At 39.9% G+C, this 20,811-nt stretch carries 15 protein-coding genes; 14 read left to right on the forward strand and 1 reads right to left on the reverse strand.

What is annotated here, in order from left to right; genetic code table 11:
• Positions 1-191: 191 nt before the first annotated feature.
• The 8 genes from ASU31_RS17410 to ASU31_RS17445 all read left to right on the forward strand — a co-directional run bounded on the left by ASU31_RS17410 (position 192) and on the right by ASU31_RS17445 (position 11,089).
• Positions 192-4,427 carry a type I polyketide synthase gene (locus ASU31_RS17410; RefSeq protein WP_057933555.1) on the forward strand — a complete coding sequence of 1,412 codons (4,236 nt, stop codon included), beginning with the start codon at positions 192-194 and terminating at the stop codon, positions 4,425-4,427.
• 35 nt (positions 4,428-4,462) lie between these two features.
• Positions 4,463-4,711 carry a phosphopantetheine-binding protein gene (locus ASU31_RS17415; RefSeq protein WP_225876570.1) on the forward strand — a complete coding sequence of 83 codons (249 nt, stop codon included), beginning with the start codon at positions 4,463-4,465 and terminating at the stop codon, positions 4,709-4,711.
• Positions 4,699-5,463, forward strand: a complete 765-nt coding sequence (locus tag ASU31_RS17420) for an alpha/beta fold hydrolase (protein ID WP_057933557.1) — start codon at positions 4,699-4,701, stop codon at positions 5,461-5,463. The genes ASU31_RS17415 and ASU31_RS17420 overlap by 13 nt, the downstream gene beginning before the upstream one ends.
• 12 nt (positions 5,464-5,475) lie before the next feature.
• Positions 5,476-6,675, forward strand: a complete 1,200-nt coding sequence (locus tag ASU31_RS17425; RefSeq protein WP_057933558.1) for a glycosyltransferase — start codon at positions 5,476-5,478, stop codon at positions 6,673-6,675.
• 10 nt (positions 6,676-6,685) lie between these two features.
• Positions 6,686-7,888, forward strand: a complete 1,203-nt coding sequence (locus ASU31_RS17430; RefSeq protein WP_057933559.1) for a glycosyltransferase — start codon at positions 6,686-6,688, stop codon at positions 7,886-7,888.
• Between the two features lie 144 nt (positions 7,889-8,032).
• The gene (locus ASU31_RS17435) at positions 8,033-9,322 is read left to right on the forward strand and encodes a condensation domain-containing protein (RefSeq protein ID WP_057933560.1); all 1,290 of its coding nucleotides are present in this window, start codon (positions 8,033-8,035) and stop codon (positions 9,320-9,322) included.
• Positions 9,319-10,587 (forward strand): hypothetical protein, encoded by a 1,269-nt coding sequence (locus ASU31_RS17440; RefSeq protein WP_057933561.1) that lies wholly within the window; start codon positions 9,319-9,321, stop codon positions 10,585-10,587. Before ASU31_RS17435 ends, ASU31_RS17440 begins: the two co-directional genes overlap by 4 nt.
• Positions 10,580-11,089 carry a hypothetical protein gene (locus tag ASU31_RS17445; RefSeq protein ID WP_057933562.1) on the forward strand — a complete coding sequence of 170 codons (510 nt, stop codon included), beginning with the start codon at positions 10,580-10,582 and terminating at the stop codon, positions 11,087-11,089. The genes ASU31_RS17440 and ASU31_RS17445 overlap by 8 nt, the downstream gene beginning before the upstream one ends.
• 324 nt (positions 11,090-11,413) lie before the next feature.
• Here ASU31_RS17445 and ASU31_RS17450 read toward each other — a convergent pair whose 3' ends face one another.
• Positions 11,414-13,492 carry a CehA/McbA family metallohydrolase domain-containing protein gene (locus ASU31_RS17450; RefSeq protein ID WP_057933563.1) on the reverse strand — a complete coding sequence of 693 codons (2,079 nt, stop codon included), beginning with the start codon at positions 13,490-13,492 and terminating at the stop codon, positions 11,414-11,416.
• A 156-nt stretch (positions 13,493-13,648) separates the two neighbouring features.
• Between ASU31_RS17450 and ASU31_RS17455 the strand changes: the two genes are divergently transcribed.
• The 6 genes from ASU31_RS17455 to ASU31_RS17480 all read left to right on the forward strand — a co-directional run bounded on the left by ASU31_RS17455 (position 13,649) and on the right by ASU31_RS17480 (position 20,699).
• A complete protein-coding gene (locus ASU31_RS17455; protein WP_057933564.1) occupies positions 13,649-14,485 on the forward strand; it encodes an alpha/beta fold hydrolase in 837 nt (278 codons plus the stop codon).
• 698 nt (positions 14,486-15,183) lie between these two features.
• Positions 15,184-15,804 (forward strand): peptidase M16 family protein, encoded by a 621-nt coding sequence (locus ASU31_RS17460; RefSeq protein ID WP_057933565.1) that lies wholly within the window; start codon positions 15,184-15,186, stop codon positions 15,802-15,804.
• Positions 15,805-15,957: 153 nt separating this feature from the next.
• The gene (locus ASU31_RS17465) at positions 15,958-17,307 is read left to right on the forward strand and encodes a M28 family metallopeptidase (RefSeq protein WP_057933566.1); all 1,350 of its coding nucleotides are present in this window, start codon (positions 15,958-15,960) and stop codon (positions 17,305-17,307) included.
• Between the two features lie 44 nt (positions 17,308-17,351).
• The gene (locus ASU31_RS17470; protein WP_057933567.1) at positions 17,352-17,825 is read left to right on the forward strand and encodes a TspO/MBR family protein; all 474 of its coding nucleotides are present in this window, start codon (positions 17,352-17,354) and stop codon (positions 17,823-17,825) included.
• 49 nt (positions 17,826-17,874) lie between these two features.
• Entirely contained in the window at positions 17,875-20,172 is a 2,298-nt protein-coding gene (locus ASU31_RS17475) for a patatin-like phospholipase family protein (RefSeq protein ID WP_245224559.1), read from the forward strand.
• Positions 20,169-20,699: a hypothetical protein gene (locus ASU31_RS17480; protein ID WP_057933568.1), complete on the forward strand. Its 531-nt coding sequence runs from the start codon at positions 20,169-20,171 to the stop codon at positions 20,697-20,699. Before ASU31_RS17475 ends, ASU31_RS17480 begins: the two co-directional genes overlap by 4 nt.
• The last annotated feature ends 112 nt before the right edge of the window (positions 20,700-20,811 follow it).

Here is a 20,811-nt window from a genome sequence, read left to right on the forward strand (position 1 = left end):
TCATCCTGAGCTTGTCGAAGGACCTTTCAAATGTCTTACAATGCATTTCGACTGGCTCAACATGACAATTTGATTGAAATACAAATATGATACAGCCTTATGACGATCGCATTAGTGAAACAGGCTAAAAATAGTTAGTACAAATAAAATTAATAGAACTAAGATTAGAAAGATCCCCCTAAGCGAACAAGATGAAGAAAAGCGACGTAGCAATTATTGGAATGTCATGCATTTTTCCTGGTGCGAAAGATATGCAGGCCTTTTGGGAGAATATTATCAACCGCGTAGATTCTACACAAGAGGTTCCGGCTGATCGGATTGATCCTGTGCATTTCGACAAAGCAGTTAGCGGGGTAGATCGTTTTTATTGCAACCGTGGCGGTTTTATTCCCGATCATCAATTTGATCCACAACGCTTCGGAATTTTACCCTTAGCCGTTGAAGGTACCGAACCCGATCATCTGTTAACCTTAGATCTGGTTCACCAGGCATTAGAGGATGCTTCAGTATTCGAAAAAAAATATTCCCTCGATAAAACCGGGATCATTATTGGCAAAGGCAATTATGTGGGGCCTGGGGCAACCCGTGCCATCGAAATTGTAAGAACTGGCGAGCAAATTTCGAGTGTATTGAAAGACTTAATGCCACAACTTACAGATGCAGAGATTGAAAAGGTAAAACACGAATTTCAATTACGTAAAGGCCGTTTTAGTGCCGATACCGCAATGGGATTGATCCCTAATTTAGTGGCTTCGCTGGTAGCCAATCGCCTTAACTTAGGCGGACTGGCTTTTACTTTGGATGCTGCTTGTGCCAGTTCACTCATCGCGGTTGATCACGGCGTACAGGAACTGAATAGTGGCCGATGCGATATGATTATTGCAGGCGGTGTACATTTAGGTCAGAATGCTGCTTTTTGGAGTATATTTTCTCAATTGGGCGCTTTATCCAAACAGGAAAAAATAAAACCTTTCGATAAAAATGCTGATGGATTGATTATTGGCGAAGGTTGTGGTTTTGTGGTGCTCAAACGCCTCGAAGATGCAATCAGGGATCAGGATAAAATTTATTCTGTAATTAAAGGTGTGGGCATCAGTAGCGATGGCAGCGGAACCAGTGTAATGAGTCCGTCGGTTAAAGGCCAGCTTAAAGCAATCACCGAAGCCTGGAAAAACGCAGAGTTAGAAAGTAAAAATATTGGCTATTTAGAAGCTCACGGAACAGGTACCCCACTTGGTGATAAAACCGAGGTAGAAACCTTAAAACAGTTTTTCGGTCAGGATACCGATCTGCCAAAAGCAGGTATCGGCTCTGTTAAATCAAACATCGGCCATGCCATGCCCGCGGCAGGTATAGCAGGATTGATCAAGTCGAGTCTGGCTTTGTATCATGGAATCATACCGCCTACTTTACATTGCGATGAGCCTGTAGCACAGCTGGCCGAAACCCGTTTTTCTGCCGTGCAAAAAGCAATAGACTGGAACCAATCGGGTTTACCAAAACTGGCTGCTGTAAATGCATTTGGTTTTGGAGGGATTAACGCTCATGTAGTTTTAAGTGCCTACGAAACGCCTAAAAAAGATGAAGTATTGGTTATCGCAAGACCAAGTCATGAGGCTTTGATCGAATCGCTCGAAAATGGAGATTACAGTATCGGACAAGGCAATTTTCGCTTGGTATTATTTAATCCAAGCGAAGAAAGGATCAAAAAAGCCCTAAAAATTGTAGCTAAAAATTCGCCATGGAGAAATAAACAGGATATCTGGTACACCAATTCGCCATTATTGGCGAACGATGGAAAAATTGCATTCGTGTTCCCTGGCTTAGATGGTCTTGCAGGTGGCGAAATCAAATCGGTAGCCGATTATTTCAACATTCATATTGATGAAAACGAGAAACAAGATGGTCTTTTAAGCGAGGCCCTGAACATACTCAATAAAAGCAGCGTTTTAGATCAGGCATTAAAACAATTGGGTATTAAATCCGATATGAATGCAGGGCATAGCCTTGGCGAATGGCTGGCTGCAAGATCTTCAGAACTGGCAGAAGAAAGCTCGGTAATGAATTTACTGAATGTGCTTAACCCCGAAACTTTTGAACTGAAAGATTCGCGTTTTATTGCCGTGGGTTGCGGTTTAGACACCCTTCAACCCATCATCGAAAGTATACCCGATTTATACCTTTCAAACGATAATTGCCCGCAACAGGTCATCCTTTGCGGCAGCAAAATCGCACTTGACGAGCTTGTTCCGATACTAAAGGTGAAACAGATTTTTCATCAGATTTTGCCTTTCCAATCGGGTTTCCATTCTCCATTTGTAGCCGATAAACTAGGTCTGATCCTAGAGGGTATGCAGGATATGCAGTTCCGGAAAACCACTACACCACTCTGGTCAGCTACTACTTTAGAAACTTATCCCGAAGGTTTTGAAGCCATCCGTCAGTTAAGTGCCGAACACCTGATTAAGCCAGTGCGTTTCCGCGAGCTTACTGAAAAGTTATATGCAGAAGGTGCTCGTGTTTTTATTCAGGTGGGTTCTGGTGGTTTGGTCGGCTTTATCGACGATACTTTAAGGGGAAAAGAAATCAGCACCATTAGTGCCAATGTGCCGATCCGTTCGGGCATTACGCAGTTGCAAAGGGTTTTGGCAGCACTTTTTATTGAAGGAATAGAAATTGGCCTTAATTATTTGGGCAATATCAAATCTACCCCACCGCAAAAAAACAAAGGCATTAAACTCGAACTGGGTTCACCGATTATCCATAACCTGCAAACGCTTAAAGGTTTAACCATTAAACAAGCTCAACCAACACCGTCTAAAACTTTTGTAGAGGCTAAACATCCGGTTTTACAGGCTTTTAATGAGAATGTGATGGAAATGATCAACATGCAGAGCGAAATGATAGAACTATTCGAAAATGCAGCTTTACAAGTCGATCAGCCGAGCAACTGGGCACCAGCCAAGCCAATAAAACCAGTAAGACAACCTTTTAGCCAAAAACTTGATGTGAGCCTAGAGAACTGCCCTTACCTTATCGATCACTCGCTGTTAAGGCAACCAAAAGGCTGGCCAACGGTTGAAGATATGGATCCGGTAATTCCAATGACCATGATTTTTGAAGTGTTTGCTGAAATCGCCAACGCGCAATCGCCCGGAGAAAAGGTGCAGAAAATCATGAATATGCGGGTTTTTCAATGGATGAATGTGGTTAAACCTTTTCAGGAAACCGTAACTGGTGAGTGGAAAGACGAACAAAGAGTATACCTTAATCTGGAACGTTTTGCTAATGCAGAAGTGCAGCTGGCTGCACAGTTAAGTGCAGCTCCAAACAGAACTTTCGATATTGGAAAATTATTGGATATAGATCGCACTGCTGCTCAGATTTATGATGCGCACATGTTCCACGGACCAGATTACCAGGGCATCAAAAAACTGACCGCAGTGGGCGAAAAAGGAATTACTGGCATCATCGAAGCCTCAGGCGGAAAAGGCTCATTGCTCGATAATGCTGGTCAATTATTTGGCTTATGGCTTCAGCTCACTTTAGAAAAAGATAGGATTGCTTTCCCGGTTAAAATTCAGGAAATAGAATTTTTCGGCGATATGGCCGATCAGAAAGGACAATTCGAATGTACCTGTGTACTTACAGAAATAAATGATGAATTTGCCACTGCCGACATCGTAATGAAGCGAGATGGCATCACATGGCTTATCATTTCGGGATGGCAGAACCGCAGATTGGAAATAGACGAACCGCTTTGGAACGTGTCCATGTCGCCACTCCATAACCGTTTATCAGAAGAGATTGCACCTGGCGTTTTCCTTTTCGGCAATGCTTATTCACGTGTGGTATCATGGGATTTTATCCTGAAGAGATATTTCAACCAGACAGAAAAAAAACACCACAACAACCTTTTACCGAATAAAAGAAGAACCTGGATGATCAGTCGCGTGGCGGCGAAAGATGCCGTTCGGAATTTATTAAATACACAAAAAAATCAGGCCTGTTACCCCATTACCTTCGAAATCTATTCGGATGAATTCCGCAAACCTTACGTTAAAGGTGGTTTAACAGATAACATCAATATCTCGATTGCCCATAAAGGTACCGATGCCGTCGGCATAGCCCGTTTTAACGAACCTGTTGGTATCGATATCGAACATATTGAAGAACGGAGCGCCGGTTTCTTCGATCTTGTGTTTAACGATCACGAAATGGCCCTGCTCGAAAGCCGCGACAAAATAGAATGGGCAACCCGGTTCTGGGTAGCTAAAGAAGCTTATGGGAAATACCTGGGCAAAGGTTTACAGGGCAATCCAAAAGCCTATACCGTTGAAGTAATCAACGGCGAAGAACTATGCATCAATAACATCACAATCAAAACAATCAAACATAAAAACTATATCATCGGATGGACACTATAACTACAAAATTAAGCAGCGAAGAAATCTTCAACCTCATGAAACAATTTATCACCGAAGTAATCGGCGAAGAATTTGTTGAAGAAATGGATATCACCCCTGAAAGTTCTTTCACCAAAGATCTGGAAATGGACAGCATCGAAATTGTATCTTTTTCCGAAAAAATCAAAGCTCATTTTGGCGAACAGATCGATTTTACGGGCTGGTTATCATCAATGGATCTAGATCAGCTGATCAACTTAAACTTAGGCATGATCATCTCTTACATCGAAGAATGCCAATCATAACAGTAAACGGCAAATCGGTTCACATTCAGGAGCTCAATAAAGAAGCTGCTGAAACCATCGTCCTCGTTCACGGGATGTTCAGTAACCTATCTGTTTATTATTTTAATATCGCGCCACTATTGGCCACAAAATATCATGTGGTACTGTACGACTTAAAAAGTCATGGCATGAGCGAAAAGGCTTTGGAGGGATATGACCTGGAGAGCATGACAAACGATCTGTTTGCATTAATGGAGGTTTTAAACCTTCAAAAAGTGCATTTAGGTGGTTATAGTTTCGGTGGATTGATTGCCTTAAAAATGGCCATCCGCTTTCCAGAAAGCATTAACAAACTGGCAATAATTGAAGCACCAGATCCGAATGACGATAAAACAAGGGGAATTATTGATGAGTACAGCCGTGAATTTTTAGAACACTACGTTGAAAATTTTACTGATACCACAAAAGTAAAAATGGGTAAAAGGCAGATGGAACGCAACCACCGCATGTACGAGTACCTTTTTTATCAAACTTCGATTAAAACCGACATGGAGCTGGAAAAGGACTTTTTTGGCAGCCCTGCAATCGAAACCATAAAACAGTCTACCCTATTGCTGTATGGCACTGATTCCAATTGCCTTAACGCAGGTAAACATTTAGACGGAATGATTAAAAATGCCTCGTTAATTGCTGTGCCGGGAGATCATAATATCCCGATACAACAACCATTGGTAATCGCCGAAGCATTGTTAAACTTCTTTCAGGAAATATAAAATTAAACACACATGGCAAAATTTGTATTTGTTGTTCCTCCGCTAACTGGCCATATTAACCCTACACTGAGTATGGGTACTGCCTTGCTTGAAAGAGGCCACCGTGTAGGATGGATTACTTTAGATGAATCATTAGGGGATAAACTTCCTGCTGGAGGCGAGTTGTTGTTGATCAGTTACGACCAAAACGATCAACAGAAAAAAGATTCAGAAAAATACCTCGATATCATCACCAAAAAGATTGTTTACGGCATCGATAGCATCAAATTTCTGTACGAGGAAGTATTGATTCCGCTTAACAGGCACAGTTATGATGGTATTGCCGATATACTGGATCAGTTCAAGCCCGATATCGTGATAACTGATCATCAAATGTTTGCCGGAGCAATTGCCGCAAGCAATAAAAATTATCCTTATGTAACCTCGGTTACCGCGCCTGCAGCCATAAAAGTAATGGATGAGCTGCCCAAAGTGCATGAGTGGGAAGTAAATCAGATTGTAGCCCTGCAAAAAGAATTCGGTATAAATACCACAGATTCTATTGCCTGCTCTGATCTTGCCACTTTGGTATTTACCTCCAGAGATTTTTTTGGGGAGATGGATTTACCCGAGCATTTTAAATTTGTAGGTCCTGTTTTTAACCGCCGCAAAACTACAATTCCTTTCCGCTGGGAAGCATTTCATACCAGCAAACCAAAAATACTGGTCAGCATTGGTACCACCTTCGATCATGAGCATAAAAAAGCCTTTTTTGCCAAGGTAATTGAGGCTTTCGCTAATGAAGACTTACATGTAGTTGTCGTTTCTGACCCTGCTTTATTTGAGGAATGGCCAGCTAATTTTACGGTGCAGCGCCAGGTACCGCAATTAGAACTTTTGCCTCACCTTGATGCTGTGGTTTGCCATGGCGGCCACAATACCGTTTGCGAAACCTTGATGAATGGCCTGCCCATGGTGGTTATTCCAATAGCATACGATCAAAGCCATGTTGCCGGACGTGTTTTCAGGGTAGGCGCCGGAGAGCGTTTAAACTTTAACCGTTTTAAAGCTAATCACCTTAAAGAAGCAGTAAACAAAGTGCTGCAGAACGAAAGTTATAAAATCGCTGCAGAGCAAATTAAACAATCCTTTATCGAAGCTGGTGGGACAGAAAGTGCCGCCGATTTATTGGAAGCGTTAAGCAACAAAACCTCAAACGTATTCATCAGTTAAACTATACATTATGTCAAAATTCCTTTTCGTTGTCCCGCCTTTTTTTGGCCACATCAGTCCAACTTTAAGTATTGGCGCAAGTTTATTGGCCCGCGGCCATGAAGTAAAATGGCTGGGTATTACCCCACTTGCACAGGTGCATTTACCTGAAGGTGGCGAATTTATTTACCCTGAAGAAGATCTGGCTGAATATGCTGATGAAATACAACGCATTTTAAAACGTCAGGATGATGGCCCTGCGTGTTCTGGTCCGGAGGTGATGAAACTGGCCCTCGAAGAAACCTATGTTCCTTTTGCTAAAATGATGATGAAAGGGCTGAATAACTTTGTTGACGTCTGGAAACCTGATGTAATTATTAATGACTGCATTACCTTTGCTGGTGCATTAAGTGCACATTTAAAAGGCATACCATCTGTTACCACTACCCCAGTACCACCAGATGTAATGGGCGATACGGCTAACAGTGCACCCAAAATATTCGAATGGCAACAAAACTTAATTAAAGGTTTACAAAGAGAAGTAGGCATTTATAGCGATGATATCCACATCCATTCGCATGAGTTGAATATGGTTTTCACTTCACAGGCTTTTGCAGGTTTTGAAGAAAAGCCACCGCATATGCATTTTGTTGGGCCGGTAAAAGGCAGGCCAAATTTAGCCCCTTTTGATTGGGAACGTTTAAGTCAAGCCACCGCCCCTAAAGTTTTTGTTTCGTTGGGTACTTTATTGGTTGACATCCGTAAAGAATTTTTCCAAAAACTGATTACTGCTTTCGAAAACCAGCCTGTAACCATTGTTGCAGCCACCAATCCTGATATTTTTGAAAAATGGCCTGATAATTTTATCGTAAACGGTTTTGTTCCGCAATCAGAGCTGATGCCACACATGGACGCGGTAATCTGCCACGGAGGTTTTAATACCGTAAACGATACTTTCACCAATGGTTTACCGATGTTGATCACGCCCATCGCCTATGATCATTTTCATACTGCTAAACTAATTGAGCAAGCGGGTTGTGGAGTAAGCATCCGTTACAAAAGGTTGCGCATCAGCGATTTAAGAGATACCGTTTTCGAGCTTTTAGAAAACCCTAAATACCGTGAGGCGGCACAAAAAATAAAAGAAACATTTATCGAAGCTGGCGGTAACGATAAGGCGGTGCAATTGTTGGAAGATTTTGCAAAAACAGCCCAAGCTGTGGAAACGGCTTAATGGTGAGTTGTCAACTTTAACAATACGGTCGCTAAGGACGGTCGTCATGCTGAACTCGTTTCAGCATCTTTCCTGCTATTAAGATCCTGAAATAAATCCGATAGCTATCGGATCAGGATGACGAAACCTTTATAATACTAAAAAATGAAAAGAAAACTGTTATTTGGCGAAAGGATGTTATACGGGGATGGAAAAAGCCCGTTTAACATTGTAATACCTTTCAAAATCAGGGGAGAAATCAAGGAAGACGATTTAAGGTTTGCCTTATTCAAAATCCAAAAAAAACATCCCTGGTTAACCGCCGCAATACGTTTTGACGAAGATAAAAGGCCTTGGTTTGTAACCAATCTTACCGAAAATTTTAGAATCCCCATTCGCATTGTAGACAGGTTAAACGATGGGCATTGGGAGCAGGAATCTACTTACGAGTGGAAAACCGTTTTTGATGCCTTCATTGCTCCGCTTTGCCGCATTACATGGGTTAAAGGTAAAGAAGTATCCGAATTTTTGATGGTATATCATCATTGTCTTTGCGATGGTACTTCGGCACTTTCTATTTTAACAGAATTGCTTCAGCTTTTGGATGACCCTGATACCGATATTGGCAAAGAAATTCCAATTATGGGTGTAAAGGATGTGATTCCGAAAAAAGTATTAAACAGTTACCGCAACCGAACCAAAAACGGACTGATCGGCAAAATTGCCACATTAGCGCTTTGGATCATCCCGATCAAAAAAATAGCTGTAGAGCGAAAAAATGATTTTATGATCCGCTGGAAATTCGATCAGGATTTCACTACACAACTCATCCAGTTTTGCAAAACCAATCAGTTCACCGTAAATACTTTGTTGAGTGCCGCAGTTTTAACGGCTTTTAAAGCGGTGAGAAAAGAAAAAGCATTTAACAAAATATCGCTCCCGGTAGATATCAGGAACTTTAACCCGATTATTAAAAAAGACCACATTTTTGCCTTCGGATTAATGATTGTACTTTCCCTTGTGCCAGAAAAAGACTTTATTGATAATGTGAAGGTCCTACAAAAAAATGTGAACGATAAATCGGCCAAACTAAATCCTTACAGCTTGATGATGATGATGGAAGCTTGTCACCCTGCGTTAAACAACTTCACCAATTTCTTAAAATATGGAAAATCGAGTAACGATTGTATGTTTTCCAACCTGGGCAAAATAGACATCGGTTATCAATATCGAAACTTCGAAGTAGAAACCATATTCAGCCCTTCGGTAATGGGGCCATTAGGCAACACGACCACCATGATTGCCTCAACTTACCGCAATCAAATGGATTTCACCTTTGTGGCTAGCGAAGGTTATGTTCCTTTTGTAGAAGCAGAAGCCATTAAAGAAAAAGTAATAGCTATCCTTAAAGAACAGGTTGAAAAACCAATCGAGATTTTAACTGCGACCGCATGAAAAGAAGATTAATTTTAGGAGAAAGAATAATGCATGTAGATGCCAAAACACCATTAAATTGTGTTTTTGGTGCTAAGATTTCGGGTAAAATCAGTGAAAAAAATTTGCACAAGGCACTGTTTAAAATCCAGCAGAAACATCCACTACTGCAAATGAATATCGATGCTACAGGCAAAACACCATATTTCGTACGGAACGAAAACATTAGAAAAATACCCGTTAGAATTGCTGATCGCTTAACAGACGAGGATTGGTTAAAACAATCAAAAATAGAGTGGTATAAACTTTTTGATGCCCCAAACGAGCCGTTAGCCAGGTTAGTTTGGCTAAAAGGCGAAACCGAATCAGACCTTTTGCTCGTGCTTCCACACTGTATTTGCGACGGAACTACCATTTTAAATTTAATGCGGGAGCTGATGACTTTGATTGATGATCCTGAACAAGATCTGGCTCCATATCCTTCATTTCTTTCTGTTCGCGACCTGTTACCAGAAGATTTTATAATTAGTAAGGCGGGCCATTTTAAAGGGAAAATTTTTGCAGCGCTTGGCCGTTTGTTTTTCTTTTTTAAATCTACTTCAAACAATAACATAGATAGGAGCAATTACGCCGTTCATTGGAAAATCAGTGCAGAAGACACTAAAAACCTATTAATAAAGTGTAAGGAAGAAAACACAACGGTGCATGCCGCCATCTGTGTGGTCTTTATGGAAGCTTTTAAACATGTGCAAGGCACTAAAGCCCATGGCAAAGTGATCTGTCCGGTTGATATCAGGCGATTTGTAGAGGCCATAAAACAAGACACCATGTTTGCCTTTGCCCCCATTGTAGAGTTAAAACTAGTGCAAGGCGAAAATGATTTCTGGACAAAAACCCGAAGCTTAAAAACCGATCTGGAAGCAAAAGTAGCAGAAATGAAAGTTCATGACCTGTTAAACATGAGTGAGTATTTCCATTCATCGGTAAATAAAATGATTGGCTTTTTGAAAACAACAAAGGGCACGCACGATGTGACCCTCAGCAACATGGGGCTTTTAAACATCCCGAAGGATTATCAGAATTTTTCTATTGAAACGATTTATAGTCCTACAGTCGCTTTCCCGTGGAAAAATGCTAACACTTTAGTATGCAGCACTTTTAACGGACAGCTGGATTTCTCTTTTATGTCAAACGAATCATTTCTTCGGGAATTTGAAGCCTGGCAGATCAAAGACAGGGTAATGGAACTGATTAAGGAAAATTTAAACGAATTGGCCAATGTCTGATAAAGTGGAATACGATGAGCAGGCCAGAGTGTCGAACTGGCGAAAGTTTGTGCGCAAAAACCTGCTGATACACCTTATCCCAAACACGGTATTGAATACAGTAGTGCCATATTTTGCTTTTAAAGCGCAAAACTCGGTGCATTTATTTAGTGGTGAGCAAAATCTGGCCAGGTTTTTATTGCCGATGTCGTTATTGTTACCGTTTATGATTACACTCGATATTTTAAAGAAAATAAAAGAACTGCAGCATTCGGGTGCTATAAATTACAAGGTAGACGAAAAAATCACAGGTTATCCTTTTATATTGAAAAAAGCAGGTTTAAATGGCTTGTACAGCATTTTGGTGGTATTTGCATTGATGCTCGCACTACACTTCTCTTTCCCTAAAAATCACGATTTCGGAATTACCCCATCTGCTGTATGCGCGGGATTGTTGGCTGGTTTATATTCCATTACCTTTTTCTACCTCGCCATTAGAAGGTTTAGGATTGATGCGGTATAATGTTGATATCGTCCTCGTTTGAACGAGGACGATGATAGAGAGATCTGTTAAATGTAGATTTCTCGAATGCGTTGCACCCGATAGCTATCGGGTCCGCTCGAAATGACGATCTCAGGTATAGCCAAATAGTCCTCGTTTGTAACGAGGATTAGCGAGATGTGCATTTGTAATGCACAAAGAAAAAAACAATGGCGATAAAATCGCCTTTCCCGTTCATCCTCGTTACAAAAGAGGACGATAATAGAGATTTTTTTACAAATTGCATTTGCATCAAAGGTCCTTCGACTCTGCTCAGGATGACACACGGCGAGTAATGGGAAACCGTTACTCCAGCCAAACCATTTGTGTAAAAGCACCATTAGTAGCAATATCCCATGCCTCTACCCTTACCCAATGTCGGCCTTTTAAATTTACTGGCCAACTAAAATCCTTTTTACCAAAAGCCTGTGTAGTATTCAAATTAATGCGGTTTCGGTAAACCTTCGTTCCATCACCCGATACAATTTCGACAAAGCTTAAGGGAAATGTCCAGTTGAGGTTCATATTTATCTTTGCTTTTCCACTATGATCAATCTTCAAAGTCTCTCCTGCGCCTTTTCCATTAACATTAAAGCTCGGGATCAGTACCTCACCTGTCGATACAAAAAACTTTCCTTTTCGCATTACATCTAAAACAGGCTGCCAGCCATCGGCATAATTTGGCACCTTATCCAATTGTAAATAATTCACGTTTAAGTGTGCATACATTTCATTTTGCTCAGTAATGGTAAAGATATCAGCCTCCGAAATAATGTGTTTTTTCAAACCCCAGTTGGCCATATCATCCATCAGGTTCAATACCCTTTTACTTAAGGTTGGCAACGAAAGATCTCCTGGAATAGCTTTCCATGCAGCCCCCATAAAAGTCTCCGATTTAAAAAAGTCCTCTTCTTTATATTTGTCTGGGTAACCCGTCGAAGCCTTTGTTCGGGCATGGGCAGTCCAGGCCAAGCCATGTTCTTGTTCCAATAGTTTAAGCATTTCTGCTTTATCATTAATGCGGTAAACTTTACCATATTTCGGGTCGTTGGTTTCGAAAGGGAGATCGCTTTTTCTCGACATAATCCAATAAATTGGTTTAGGAAAAAATGCCAGCCAATGTCCACCATAAAAATTATTGGCTTCTTCTCCTGGTAACAATAAAAAATTTGGATCAGATAATCTTTTAGTCTGTTTAAACAACGCATCTAATTCTTTTAAACGAACAGAATCTGGTCCCTTTGGATGTCCTGGTCCGTGAAATTCGGCAAGCTTAACAATATTTAAACCCGCCTTTTTCAACACCTCAACAAATTCGGGCTTTTCCGGAACGGCTTTTCCGCTCAGCACTACGTCCGAAATAAACTCATTGTGGAAATGGCTAGCCATTGTTTTATAACCTGCCAAAGGCACATAAGTATCATTATGCGTAAACTTTTTAACTTCATCCAACGCTGCCCCCGCCTTCCCCGTGCTCAATAAACAGAAAAAATTAAGGCGCTGTTGGGTATTTGGCGGTGCATTAAACCAGGGCACATAACGTTTATCGCCTAATGGATCCTGACGGATGCCGATACCAAAATCGGGAATCAGATCTAAATAGTTGCTGCCTTTCCAGGTAAACTTAAGGTTAAAAGCTTCATCCAATGGATAGAAATATTGATGCGGAGCAGGAAAAACGGCCAAACTTCCGCCATTATTTTCGCCGATAACGGTACGGTATTTTACCTCAAGATTTTTACTCGCATCTGTTTTAACCGCTTTCTCATTCTGAAGATTACCTTTCACATCACTCCAGGCAATATTGGCCCAGGCGTCTTTTTTGCTCGTTAATCCGGCATCGTATAAAATAGCCGTAGAATCTTTTGGGGTTGATATCACTGCAGCCACATTAAACAAAGGGCTTCCATTATAAAGTGTTATTTCTAAAGCACCGCTAAAGGTTTCGCATTGAAGCCCATTTATTCGCACCACAGTTTGTGAACCCTTAGTAGAAACACTGGCTGTTCCTTTTTCGAACTTCACAACATTTGTGGTATATGGCCTTGTTGGAACCCGGTCAAAAAAAACATCCCAGCCCCCACTGTTTGGACTTAAGGTGCGTTTACCTATTCTTAGTACAAATGCAGGATCGAGATGAGCAGCAACTTCTTTTAAGGCGCCTTGCTTACCTAACAGCAAACTTTTAAACAATGGTTTGGTACGATCAAGGTCTAAAATCATTTTACCTAAGGTTCCTTTGCCAGCTGGCCAGGTAAGTACAAGTTCTTTTTGATTGGAAGAAACTGTTGCACCATTGGTTTTAAAGGCTTTTAGGTTTACCTGGCTCTGCGCACAAAATGCCGAAAAGCATATTATAAATAATATAGAAATACTGTTTCTCATACAACTTAATCGTTTTAGTATAGATATAACGCAAGATAACAATTAAGTGCAAAACATAAAATATTGGAATCAGTAATGCATTTCGTTCATTATTTATTTTTTTAACAAAAAACACATAACATTACTTAACTTAATATAGAATTAAAACCAAACATTTTGCATCCTATACTCATCAGAAATAACGTTAAAATCCTTGGCGAAGGTAGCCAGGTAATTGTATTTGCCCACGGTTTCGGCTGTGCACAGAGTTCTTGGAAATTTGTTACAGATGCTTTTCTCAATGACTATAAAGTAATCCTATTTGATTATGTTGGATCGGGTGATTCAGACCTAAGCCAATACGACCAACGAAAATATGCTACACTCGAAGGATATGCCTGTGATGTAATCGATATTATAGAAGCGCTTGATTTGAAGAATATTATTTTTGTTGGTCACTCGGTAAGCAGCATGATTGGCATGATTGCCGCATTACAGATGCCAGAAGCATTTAAAAAATTAGTTTTTATTGGCCCTTCACCGAGATATTTAAATGACCGTGATTATATCGGCGGATTTAATGTTGGAGATATTGAAACCATATTTGAGCACATAGCAGATGATTATGTAGCCTGGAGCAAGCAATTGGCACCAATAGTGATGAATAATCCTTTAAAACCCGAATTAGCTGATTTTTTACAGGAATGTTTTGAGGCTACCGACCCAAGCGTGGCCCTGGCCTTTGCAATGGCTACTTTTAAGGCCGATTATAGAGACAAATTAAAAAACCTAGAAGTACCAAGCCTTACTCTGCAAAGTTCGAACGATATTATGGCTCCTTTATCAGCCGGCGAATTTATCCATAAAAATACACCAGAGAATTTTTTGGTTGTAATGAAAGCCACAGGACATTTTCCGCACATCAGCGAACCAGAAGAAACCATCAGGGAAATAAAAGACTTTATTAAAGATATCAGTTTAAAATCGGCATCCGATCACCTGTACGCTTCCTAATGATTTTTTTAACATCGATAAATTAAAAACTTTTTAGCAAAGAAAAAGTACAGGTTATTGTTCTAAAAATACCTGTGCTTCTTTTTTAACCTTTCGCAGATCATGGTAATCGGCTTCACCCGCTACCCCAATGTCATTAAGTTAAGCGTTTTTTAACCACAGATAAACACGGATTTTCATATCTGTGTGCATCCTTCCTATCTGTGGTTAAATAATTTTCGCTGGTGTCGAATGGCTTAACTTAATGACATTGCCCGTTACGCTACACTGATCGGCAGTTAAATCATCTGCAAGAGCTTGCAGCTATGGTGCTCAGTTTGGGGCATAAACCATTACCTAAATGGTTGAAAGTATTTTCTGTACGAGCCATACATTCAGCAATCAATTTTTAAGCTGGATTAATCTGCAAAAGGTGGCTCACTTTACATCCGGCGATTACATGGATCATCCACTATTAAACAGTTCATTACTAACATGTTTTCATTGCAATTAAAACTTAGCATAGCTGGAGAATATTTTCACAAATAAATAATGAACAAAATGAATAAAATATATATTTGTAAAAACTATTTAAGTCTTCATCACGTATATACGCCCGTTCGTCTAGGATTTTAACCCACTCCACACCTAGATAATGCCAAATTAGCTTAAAAACGTATACCCAATTAAAACATCATCCATAAAAAATAAAGAACAAAATGAACAAAGTCAAAAAAATCATCATTGCAGCATTAAGCTTGCTATGCATTTACACCGCTAAAGCACAATCTTTTAAAGAACCTGTTGGCTATAAACTCAAAAATGGCATGAACATCATCATATCTGAAAATGACAGGTCGCCAAAAGCATACTCAAGTTTTACACTGGATAACAAAGCTTTCGGCCATAAAAAAGATGGCGTGGTTGAATTATTAAATGCGATATTAAACGAAAATGCAGGTAAAAACCCGAATATTAGTTTCAACGACAATAGCGGCAAACTGGCGACCACCAGTACCGATCTTGAAAAAGATCTGGGAGTAATGGCCCAACTGATTCAACATGCAACTATTGATCAGCATACTTTTAATACAGCTAAAGCTAAATTAATTGCCAGTTTAAAACTACAGGATTACGATTATGACCAAACGGTAAATGAAAATTCGATTAATGCATTAACCCTGGCCGATGTTAAAAACTTTTATAGCCAGCTTTCTCCAGAAAAAACATTTTTAACCATTGCCGGAGATGTTGAATTAAATACAGCCAAAGCTTCAGCTAAAAAAGCTTTTGGCAACTGGAATCGCACACAAGAACTTGCATTAACTGTGGCAAGGTAATATTAAAATTAAATTTGAGGCCCTTTGATTAATTTCAAAGGGTTTTTTTATGCCCAAAATGTTACAAGAGATTGGGCCTAAGCCGCCGATATTCAAGGAATCATTCAATATATTCGTTTTAAATAAAATCATGATTTCTGAAAAAACCAACAGATGAAAAAAATCTACACACTCCTACTTCTTTTTACCATAAGTTTATCTCTACAGGCACAGGTTGTGGTTAACCGAAATCAGGATATTGATAAAATGGTTAAGGCTGTAAACCAGGATTCGCTAAAATCATATATCAGTAAAATGGTTTCTTTCGGAACAAGAAATACACTTAGTGATATTAAAAGTAAAACGAAAGGAATTGGAGCTGCCAGAAATTGGGTCGTAAATAAGTTTAATCAGTTTGCCAGGCAAAGTGACGGCAGGCTTACTGCATACCTGGATACCATTACATTTAAACCCGATGGCAAAAGAGTAGATCAGCCTACACTTTTGGGCAATGCTGTAGCTGTACTAAAAGGCACTGACGCAAACGACAAACGTGTTTATGTGGTGAGCGGGCACCTTGATAGCCGTGTTACCGATGTAATGAACAGAACCAGTGATGCACCCGGCGCCAATGATGATGGTAGTGGTGTTGCAGGTGTAATTGAGGCTGCAAGAATTATGAGTCAATATAAATTTTCTGCCACCATAATTTTTGTAGCTGTAAGCGGTGAAGAACAATCTTTATTAGGCTCTGGTTTTATGGCTGCAAAAGCAAAAAAGGAAAACTGGAATGTAGATGCCATGTTAAACAATGATATGATTGGCAGCAACAACAGCAGCGAAACACAAATTATCGACAATACCAGACTCCGTGTATTTAGCGAGGGTTTACCCAGCTTTGATCTGGATAAAAACGCAAAGAGCATCCGTCAGTTTGGTCTAGAGAACGATGGTAAAAGCCGTCAGTTGGCACGATATGTTAAAGAAATAGGCGAGCGTTATGTAGATCAGTTAGAAGTTAAATTAATTTACAGGAACGATAGATTTCTCCGTGGCGGAGATCATACCCCATTCGTAGAAAATGGATTTACAGCGGTGCGCATAACTGAAATGAACGAAAACTTCGATCACCAGCACCAAGACCTTAGAACGGAGAAAGGCGTTAGGTATGGCGACCTTCAGGAATTTATGGATTTCGAATATTTACGTAAAAATACAGGTGTAAATATTGCGGTTTTGGCCAATCTGGCTAAAGCCCCGTCTAGCCCTACCGAAGTAAAAGTGGATGTAAAAAACCTGAGCAATTCTACCTTTTTATACTGGAAAGCACCTGTTAATAGCGTAGTAAAGGGTTATTATGTTTTAATGCGCGAAACCAGCAGCGCCGTTTGGGAAAAGAAATTTTTCACTTCTGCCACCGAACTGAGATTACCTTACAGTAAAGACAATTATTTATTTGCGGTACAAAGCATCGGAAATGACGATACCGAAAGCCTCCCAATAGTGCCGGGCATTGGCAGGTAATAAAACATTTAGGATTTACCGTTGTTTAAACTCAAATTTAGCGCATGAAATTTAAACCTTTAGCTTTTATTGTTAATATAGCCATCACACTGGGTGTTGGTGCTTTAGGAGGCTGGGCAACCGCTCAATCGGTTAAAACGTGGTACCCAACGTTAAACAAACCATCCTTTAATCCGCCAGATTGGCTTTTCCGCCCAGTTTGGACCACATTATATATACTTATTGGTATTGCGGCTTATCTGGTGTGGATTAGGCGAGATAAAATTGTTCATTTCCCGAGAACAGTTGCCATTTATTTAATCCAGTTAATTTTAAATTTGGGCTGGTCGTTTATTTTCTTTTATCTGCACGAGATAGGTTTTGCCCTGGCCGAAATTATTTTACTGTTGATCATCATTGTTATCAATGCCTCCATGTTCTATAAAATAAACAAATGGGCGGGTTTAATATTTATCCCCTACATCCTTTGGGTAAGTTTTGCATCATTTTTAACATACAACATTTTCATATTGAACTAATTTTAAAAGAAAACCCTATTTTTAGGGAGTGGTAGCTTTTAAAAGATTTTTGCTGATACTGTTCGTTCTGTGCTGTAACCAATTGCAGGCGCAAAAGGTAGGTCTTGTGTTTAGCGGTGGCGGTGCAAAAGGATTAGCGCACATTGGTACATTAAAGGCTTTGGAAGAAAACCACATCCCTATCGATTACATTACCGGCACATCGATGGGGGGTATAGTTGGCGCCATGTATGCTGCAGGTTATAGCCCTGCGGAGATAGAAAAAATTGCACTAAGCAACGACTTCCAAAACTGGGTAAATGGGCGGTACACCAGCGACTACACCTTTTTCTTTCAGAAAAATGCACCCAATGCCTCTATGCTTACCGCAAAAGTGGCTATTGATACGGGTTTTCATTTTAGCTTCCGTTCTAACCTGATTAACGATATCCCATTAAATTTTGCCTTTCTTGAGCTTTTTGCCCAGGCCTCTGCCGTTTCTAAAGACAATTTCGATAATCTTTTTGTTCCTTATCGTTGTATGGTTGCAGATGTACTTTCGCAAAAAAGTATAACAGTAAGTAAAGGAAGTTTAGCAGAAGCAGTAAGGGCAACCATGACTGTTCCGATTATCTACCGGCCCATTAAACTAGATGGAAAATATGTTTTTGATGGAGGCCTTTACAACAATTTCCCTGCCGATGTAATGGAAAGAGACTTTAAACCTGATTTTGTGATCGGTGCCAATGTTTCTTCAAAAACCTATAACGAATACCCTAAAAACATAGACGATCGTTTAATGAACCGCTTTTTGGTATACATGTTTCTATCCAAATCGGATTCTACCATGATCGGAAAAAACGGCGTATACATCCAGCCCAATCTGGCTACATATAGTGTAACTAATTTTGCCCCCGTAGAAGAGTTGATTAAAAAAGGCTATGATGCAACAATAGCCGATATGCCAAGGATTAAAGCCTTGATCAGCAAAAGAGTGAGCGATGAAGAACTGGCAGAAAGAAGGGAAAAATTTAATGCGAAAAAGCCAGATCTAAAGTTTAGCAACATCATCGTAACAGGTGTAAACAGTCAGCAGAAAAAATATGTAGAAAGGCTTTTCAAAAGCGATAAACTTACTTTTAACCTGCAAGATATTAAACGTGGGTATTATAAACTGGTAGCCGACCAAACTTTCGAAACTGTATTTCCTAAAATTTCATATCAGGCTGCAACAGACAGTTATACTTTTGAGGTGGTGGCACAGCCGAAAAAGAGCTTCAAACTCGAATTAGGCGGCAATATATCTACAAGGCCCATCAGCAATGTTTTTTTAGGTGCCCAGTACAATTACCTCAACCGAAAATCGTATACTTTTGGAACCAGCTTTTACTCTGGCCGCTTTTACGAATCGGTACAGGTTAATGGCCGGGTAGATTATCCAACCAGATTACCCTTGTTTCTGGCTGCGGAGTTAACCTATAATCACTGGAATTTTTATAATACCAGCCAGATATTTATCGAAAACCCACGCCCCATTTACATCGAACAATCTGACCGTAAGATTGACCTTATGATGGGAATGCCTTTAAATTACAATACCAAAATTGTTCTTCATTCTACATTTATAAATAATAATGATCGCTATAGCCCAAACAATACCTTTGCGGTAGGCGATCTGCTCGATCAAACTATTTTTAATGGATTTAGGGGATCCTTAAATCTCGAAAAAAATTCGTTAAACCGGAAACAGTATGCCAGCAGAGGTCAGAGCTTTTCGCTAAGTTTCAATTACACCACAGGCCGCGAAAACTATAATCCCGGCAATATTTTCCGCAACACCCCAGGTTTTGTAAAAATTCCTGGCAGCAGTCATTTGCGCCAGTGGGGAAGTATAAAACTTACCCAGGAAAATTACTTTTTACACCTTAAAAAATATACTTTGGGTTATATTGTGGAAGGCGTTTTCTCTAATCAACCTTTATTTAGCAACTATTATGCAACACTGTTAACTGCTCCGGCCTTCTATCCCCTGCAAGATAGCCGCTCGCTCTTTCTGGATAAGTTTAGGGCAACCACCTATGCCGCTGGCGGAATAAAAAACATTTATAATGTTAAAAAAAATCTCGATTTTAGATTAGAAGGTTATTTATTTTTACCCCATAAAGAGTTTGAGCTGAATAATTTCCAGGATATAAATTACGCGAAGCCTATTACAAAATTACGCTATGCGGGTACCGCTGGCCTGGTTTATCACTCCCCTCTGGGGCCGGTTAGCCTAAGTTATAATTTATATAATGATGCTGTTAAAAGAAATGGTGTATTATTGCATATCGGTTATTTAATTTACAATAAACGTTCTATCGAATGAAACGAATCTTACTCTTGCTTTCGCTGTGTTTAACCGGGTTTTTCAGCCATGCACAAACCGCAGCAATCAATAATTTTCTGGTAAAAGAAAATTTGCTTAAAAACAATAAACTGGCCATAATAGCGGCCGATTCGTTAAACAACCCAAACGAAAATATAAACGGAATCTACACCTTTAGTGTAAGTGGTTTTACACAGGTATTAAAATTTAACGATGGCATAGCCGTGCTGCCTTTACCAATCGATAAATCTACCTTTGTTTACATCAAACATCAAAACGACTCTGGCACCCACAGCAAACTGGTGTATGTGTATAAAAAAGATACCGATCTAAGTCCGTATGCCATAAATAGTTTATGGCTTTTCATCATTCCTATTATACTGGTAATTATTGCTTTTGCCTTCCGCAAACTGATCATATTTGTAGTCATTGTTTTTCTGGTATTTGTGTATTTTAACCACAGCAATGGCTTAAACCTTTCTACCTTTTTCGAAAGCATATTCGATGGATTAAAGAACCTCGTCTGATTTTCCTAACTAAAATCGTTATTGCGAGGCAGAACAAGCTTCACGCCCACTCATGCTCACGCTCGTTTCTAACGAGTGTGAAAATAACAAATCGTTTTTAACGATTAACTTT

It is taken from the genome of Pedobacter ginsenosidimutans, from assembly GCF_001442625.1.
GTDB classification, from domain to species: domain Bacteria; phylum Bacteroidota; class Bacteroidia; order Sphingobacteriales; family Sphingobacteriaceae; genus Pedobacter; species Pedobacter ginsenosidimutans.

Excerpts from the sequence above, each read along its gene's own strand:
- ASU31_RS17410 (WP_057933555.1), top strand. The coding sequence starts at position 192 with ATGAAGAAAAGCGACGTAGCAATTATTGGAATGTCATGCATTTTTCCT.
- ASU31_RS17415 (WP_225876570.1), top strand. The coding sequence starts at position 4,463 with ATGAAACAATTTATCACCGAAGTAATCGGCGAAGAATTTGTTGAAGAA.
- ASU31_RS17420 (WP_057933557.1), top strand. The coding sequence starts at position 4,699 with ATGCCAATCATAACAGTAAACGGCAAATCGGTTCACATTCAGGAGCTC.
- ASU31_RS17425 (WP_057933558.1), top strand. The coding sequence starts at position 5,476 with ATGGCAAAATTTGTATTTGTTGTTCCTCCGCTAACTGGCCATATTAAC.
- ASU31_RS17430 (WP_057933559.1), top strand. The coding sequence starts at position 6,686 with ATGTCAAAATTCCTTTTCGTTGTCCCGCCTTTTTTTGGCCACATCAGT.
- ASU31_RS17435 (WP_057933560.1), top strand. The coding sequence starts at position 8,033 with ATGAAAAGAAAACTGTTATTTGGCGAAAGGATGTTATACGGGGATGGA.
- ASU31_RS17440 (WP_057933561.1), top strand. The coding sequence starts at position 9,319 with ATGAAAAGAAGATTAATTTTAGGAGAAAGAATAATGCATGTAGATGCC.
- ASU31_RS17445 (WP_057933562.1), top strand. The coding sequence starts at position 10,580 with ATGTCTGATAAAGTGGAATACGATGAGCAGGCCAGAGTGTCGAACTGG.
- ASU31_RS17450 (WP_057933563.1), bottom strand. The coding sequence starts at position 13,492 with ATGAGAAACAGTATTTCTATATTATTTATAATATGCTTTTCGGCATTT.
- ASU31_RS17460 (WP_057933565.1), top strand. The coding sequence starts at position 15,184 with ATGAACAAAGTCAAAAAAATCATCATTGCAGCATTAAGCTTGCTATGC.
- ASU31_RS17465 (WP_057933566.1), top strand. The coding sequence starts at position 15,958 with ATGAAAAAAATCTACACACTCCTACTTCTTTTTACCATAAGTTTATCT.
- ASU31_RS17470 (WP_057933567.1), top strand. The coding sequence starts at position 17,352 with ATGAAATTTAAACCTTTAGCTTTTATTGTTAATATAGCCATCACACTG.
- ASU31_RS17480 (WP_057933568.1), top strand. The coding sequence starts at position 20,169 with ATGAAACGAATCTTACTCTTGCTTTCGCTGTGTTTAACCGGGTTTTTC.